Source organism: Nocardia sp. NPDC051463, from assembly GCF_040681975.1.
Lineage (GTDB): Bacteria > Actinomycetota > Actinomycetes > Mycobacteriales > Mycobacteriaceae > Nocardia.
Genome location: NZ_JBFBAB010000054.1, coordinates 13,655 through 17,823, shown reverse-complemented (window position 1 = coordinate 17,823; position 4,169 = coordinate 13,655). Strand labels below are relative to the sequence as shown.

At 62.3% G+C, this 4,169-nt stretch carries 6 protein-coding genes; 5 read left to right on the top strand and 1 reads right to left on the bottom strand.

Features of this window, described 5'->3' with window-relative positions; genetic code table 11:
* Positions 1-37 precede the first annotated feature (37 nt).
* Positions 38-1,501 (top strand): recombinase family protein, encoded by a 1,464-nt coding sequence (locus tag AB0M74_RS34795; protein WP_366530560.1) that lies wholly within the window; start codon positions 38-40, stop codon positions 1,499-1,501.
* Positions 1,502-1,975: 474 nt separating this feature from the next.
* Here the strand turns inward: AB0M74_RS34795 and AB0M74_RS34790 are convergent, their stop codons facing one another.
* A complete protein-coding gene (locus AB0M74_RS34790; protein WP_366530559.1) occupies positions 1,976-2,236 on the bottom strand; it encodes a helix-turn-helix transcriptional regulator in 261 nt (86 codons plus the stop codon).
* A gap of 117 nt (positions 2,237-2,353) precedes the next feature.
* Between AB0M74_RS34790 and AB0M74_RS34785 the strand changes: the two genes are divergently transcribed.
* Genes AB0M74_RS34785 through AB0M74_RS34770 form a run of 4 tightly spaced genes read left to right on the top strand, consistent with a single transcriptional unit; the run spans position 2,354 to position 4,063 of the window.
* Positions 2,354-2,587, top strand: coding sequence for a hypothetical protein (locus AB0M74_RS34785; RefSeq protein ID WP_366530558.1), 234 nt, complete (start codon positions 2,354-2,356; stop codon positions 2,585-2,587).
* On the top strand, positions 2,584-2,748 hold the full coding sequence (locus AB0M74_RS34780; RefSeq protein WP_366530557.1) for a hypothetical protein: 165 nt from the start codon (positions 2,584-2,586) through the stop codon (positions 2,746-2,748). The genes AB0M74_RS34785 and AB0M74_RS34780 overlap by 4 nt, the downstream gene beginning before the upstream one ends.
* A complete protein-coding gene (locus tag AB0M74_RS34775) occupies positions 2,745-3,518 on the top strand; it encodes a phage antirepressor (RefSeq protein WP_366530556.1) in 774 nt (257 codons plus the stop codon). Before AB0M74_RS34780 ends, AB0M74_RS34775 begins: the two co-directional genes overlap by 4 nt.
* Complete coding sequence (locus AB0M74_RS34770; RefSeq protein ID WP_366530555.1) at positions 3,515-4,063, top strand: hypothetical protein; 549 nt, start codon at positions 3,515-3,517, stop codon at positions 4,061-4,063. The genes AB0M74_RS34775 and AB0M74_RS34770 overlap by 4 nt, the downstream gene beginning before the upstream one ends.
* Positions 4,064-4,169 lie beyond the last annotated feature (106 nt).

Below are 4,169 nucleotides of genomic sequence, written 5' to 3'. Positions count from 1 at the left end.
TCGGTGAATAAAAGCCATTAGGGTGTACATTGAATCCATGACTGACCAGGCAGTATCCGGAAAGCGCGCACGCCTGAGGGTCGCAGCTCAGCTCCGTGTCGTGATCTACGCGCGAGTGTCGAAGCCCGGTGACCGTTCCATCCGAGAGCAAGAGAAGGTAGGCCGTCGCGACTGCGCCGAGAACGGCTGGGTGGTCGTTGCGGTGTTCAGCGACAAACTGTCGGCATCGCGCTACCGCAAGGTGCAAGAGCGCCCGGGGTTCATTGCTGCGATGGACTTCATCCGCAACGGTGGCGCGGAGATGCTGTGGACCTTCGCCAACAACCGCGCACACCGCGATCTCGATGATTACGTGCTTCTTCGCCGTTTGTGCATCGACACCAGAGCCTTGTGGCGCTACGGGCAGCGAACCTACGACCTGAGCAAGAGCGCCGATCGCCAGGCCACTGCCGCCGATGCGCTTCGCGCGGAAGGCTTATCCGATGACATCAGTGACGCCGTCAATAGGTCTTTCGAGGACAAAGTAGATGCAGGGACGCCACACGGGCGCCTCGCTCGGGGCTACAAGATCGTCTGGGACAAGGACACCGGAAAGGCGGTCGGACGCAAGCCGATCAAGGCTCAAGCGAAGATCATCCGGGCCGGGGCCGAACGAGTTCTTCGGCTGGAGTCCTTGTACTCGGTGAGCAAGGATCTTGCGCCCGCATGGAAGGAGGCCGGCGGGAAAGGTGAACTAACCGCTCGCACGCTGCGGCTGATCCTCATCAATCCGACCTATGCCGGGCTGCGGACCCATGAAGGCGAGGTGACAGGGAAGGCGACATGGAAGGGCGTGATAAAGCTCGACCAACACACACGGCTAAGGGCGCTGCTGACGAATCCCGCGCGCGTCACGCACAGGGGGAGCGGGCCCGCCTATCTGCTGAGTCACATAGCAAGATGTGGTGTGTGTTCAGAGCGGGTAGTGGCCAAGCCTCGGCGGCGGAAAGGGTGCGTGCTGGACAACTATGCGTGCCCGGCAGGTCATGTAGCCCGGAGTATCGCCCGGGTGGATGCGCATGTGGAGGAGCTGCTGCTGCAACTACTGGAGCGCCCGGAAACGTTGGCGCAGCTGAACGCAGTTGAAGAGGAGGTTGGCGGGAGGACTATCGACGACGAGCTGACGGAGATAGCGGAGCTTCGCGCGAACCTGAAGAACTTTGTGCGGGATGCGGCCCGCAAGAAGCCGCCGCTGTCAGCGCTGGTTGTCGGAGCGTACGAGGATGAGATAAACGTGCAGATCGCAGAGGCCGACAAGAGAATGAAGGCGATGATCGGTGACCCGGTGGTGGCGGACGCTGTCGGACCTGACGCTCGGAAACGGTGGGCGAAACGGGATCTGGTCCAGCGGCGAGAGGTTGTCCGACGGGTGATGTCGGTGATGATCGTTCCCGTTGTGCGTCGCGGTCGGTACAGCGCGGTCGGTGTGGAGGTTGACCCTATCGGAGCGCTGGTGGGATAACGGAACCGTCGAGTCGGTTTGGATTCTGATGGAAGTCAGGCGGTTTGAGTGCTGAGGCTTCCGGTGAGCCTCTCGAGGCTGGGCAAGCTGCGTGGATCGCATGACACGCAATAGGTTTGATATGGAGTTTGCGGGGAGTGAGCGGGCCTGTCACCTCAAACGAACATAACGGTCCGGATAATTCGTCGTGTTTTCCATCGAACGTCTGGCCACTGGGTTAGCTGGCCGATACTATCGGGGCTTGATTGGTCAAGTTATCAACAACTTTCGGTGTCGGGGCCGATCGCGAGGCATTAACCATGCCGGGTTCAGGGGTGCACCATGGCGGAGATTTCACTGGCGGATCTAGCTCACCATTTAGGGCAACTAGATCCGGATGCGGTCGAGCGAGCGCTCGGCTTGGAGGCCAGGGACCTCCGCCGATGCTTAGATGGCCAGCTGCATTTCAGCGCCGGCCAGGTGGTAGTCGCGGCATCACTCGCTGGCTGCCGCGCCTCCGATCTCCTTGAGCTCACGCTGCACGACATCTAGAAACTCGCTCGCGTCGGCATCTAGTACGCGGCACAGGACGATCAGCGTAGTTGTCAATACCGCTCGTTCCCCGTCCTCGATTCGTCTGATCGTGATGACTGGCACCCCGGAGAGCTCGGAGAGCTTCGCCCGGCTGTAGTCCTTCTTCGCGCGCAGGGCGCGAAGGTTCGCGCCGATCAGCGCATTGGCCTGCGATGCATCCATGCGGGCAATTATTGGGGGCCGGGGTGGCTGGGGGCAACCTAATGGCGCAAATTGTGATCCGAATCGGTGACGATTAGCCCTTGCTATGTGCTCCGTTTGTGGCATAAAGTGATCCACATGGAGCAAACGCAATCGGGCGAACTGCTAGGGGCGACCGTAGCGCAGGCTCTACGGGACGCCGAAATCAGCGCCCGGCAGATCTCATCCGAGACGGGCATTCCCTTGACCACCCTTCTCAGGAAGCTGCAAGGACGCGGAGTCCATTCGTTCACCGTCCCAGAGCTGCACCTGATTGCGGGAGTGCTGGATCGACCCATGTCGGAACTCATTCCCGCGGAGCTGCTGTCATGAGCGCGCCTGTCGACCCTGCGATGCAGGCATGGATCGACCGCCAGATGGCGAAGTTCAAGCCGTCCGACCTCGACCCGGCTGTCGCATTGATTCGCGGCTGGGAGCGCGCCGACCGTGAGAAGGCCGCACGTGATCGCAAACGGCAGGGGAGTGCAGCATGAGCGCCGAGATCGCCCGCCGCGACGCGTCCTCGTTCGACGCGATCCGCCGCACACGTGCCGACGGCTCCGAGTATTGGCTCGCCCGTGACCTGTGCAAGCTTGTCGAGTACGAGACATGGCGCAACTTCGCCGCTGCCGTCGACCGCGCCAAGATCGCCGCAAAGAACTCCGGTGCGGACGTCTCCCGCGAGTTTGTGCAGGTCGGCCAGCTTGTCGACGTCGGCAACCTGGGTAAGCAGGAGCGGGAAGACTTCGAGCTCTCCCGCTTCGCCGCCTATCTGACGGTCATGAATGGCGACCCTCGCAAGCCAGCAATCGCCAGCGCCCAAGCGTATTTCGCGATCCGCACCCATCAGGCCGAGCGGATCGAGCGCGCCGTCGATGTGATCGAGTTGTCGACTCGTCGCCTGCAGCTCATCCAGGCGGCGCGCGGCCTGATAGACGAGGGCCACCTGGAGACCAAAGCGCGGCTGGTCCTCGCTCGCGGCCTCGGTGAAGCTCCCGAGCTCGATGAGGCAACCACGCCGCTGTATGCGCAGACCTTCTTGGAGGAGAAGGGGTTGAGCAGGCAGCGCATCAAGGCGGTGTCCGGGCCGTTCGGTAAGCGCGTGAAGGCGGCCTACATCTTGGAGCACGGTGTCGAGCCGAAGCAGTACCCGCTGGAGACGGCGAACGGTCAGGTGCGTCCGGTGAATGCCTACACCGAGTCGGACCGGGCGCTGATGGAAGACATCTGGACGAGGTACTACTCGGCGGGGGAGTCGGCATGACCGAGGACGAGCTGATCGAAACCGCCCGCGACCTTGCGTCCAAACGTGCGGATGCGATGACGGCGCTGATAGCGGCGATATCGGCCGCGCGGGCTTCGCAGCCCGAACGCCTCCAGGAGATGCGCGATCGAACCGAACGCGCGCGCGATGCTTCGTCCTGCGAAGAGCCGTGGGACAGCCTGTGGTCCGCCCTGCCTGGAATCAATAGCGAGACCGGCGAATTGGCGGGAATGCTGGCGCTTCCGAGCATCGCAGCCAAGGAGCTGTTCGGCACCCGGCTGGCGTTCGACCTCGCCGCGTATGCAGGTGATGAGGACAGCATCGATGGGGTCGTCGACTGGTATTTCAGTGCGGTCAAGTCGACTGACCACCTGTTCCTGATCGCGATGTCGGCGCTGAAGATGATGGCGCTGCACGTAGTGCCGATCCTGCTTGAGATCGCCGAGGAGAGCGCTTCCAACTGGGACGTCCGCGTGAATCTTTCTGACGCGGCACGCAACTCATGGGAGCAGCGGGTCAAGAGCTTCGAGGGCGGTGCGGCATGACCGGCGTCCTGATCTTCCTCGGCATCTGGTCGTTCATCGGCCTCGCGACGACTCCGCTCGCAGTGATCGCCCTGCGGAGGATGCGATGAAAGCCCTTCTGTTCGTT

Excerpts from the sequence above, each read along its gene's own strand:
- AB0M74_RS34785 (WP_366530558.1), top strand. The coding sequence starts at position 2,354 with ATGGAGCAAACGCAATCGGGCGAACTGCTAGGGGCGACCGTAGCGCAG.
- AB0M74_RS34780 (WP_366530557.1), top strand. The coding sequence starts at position 2,584 with ATGAGCGCGCCTGTCGACCCTGCGATGCAGGCATGGATCGACCGCCAG.
- AB0M74_RS34795 (WP_366530560.1), top strand. The coding sequence starts at position 38 with ATGACTGACCAGGCAGTATCCGGAAAGCGCGCACGCCTGAGGGTCGCA.
- AB0M74_RS34790 (WP_366530559.1), bottom strand. The coding sequence starts at position 2,236 with ATGGATGCATCGCAGGCCAATGCGCTGATCGGCGCGAACCTTCGCGCC.
- AB0M74_RS34775 (WP_366530556.1), top strand. The coding sequence starts at position 2,745 with ATGAGCGCCGAGATCGCCCGCCGCGACGCGTCCTCGTTCGACGCGATC.
- AB0M74_RS34770 (WP_366530555.1), top strand. The coding sequence starts at position 3,515 with ATGACCGAGGACGAGCTGATCGAAACCGCCCGCGACCTTGCGTCCAAA.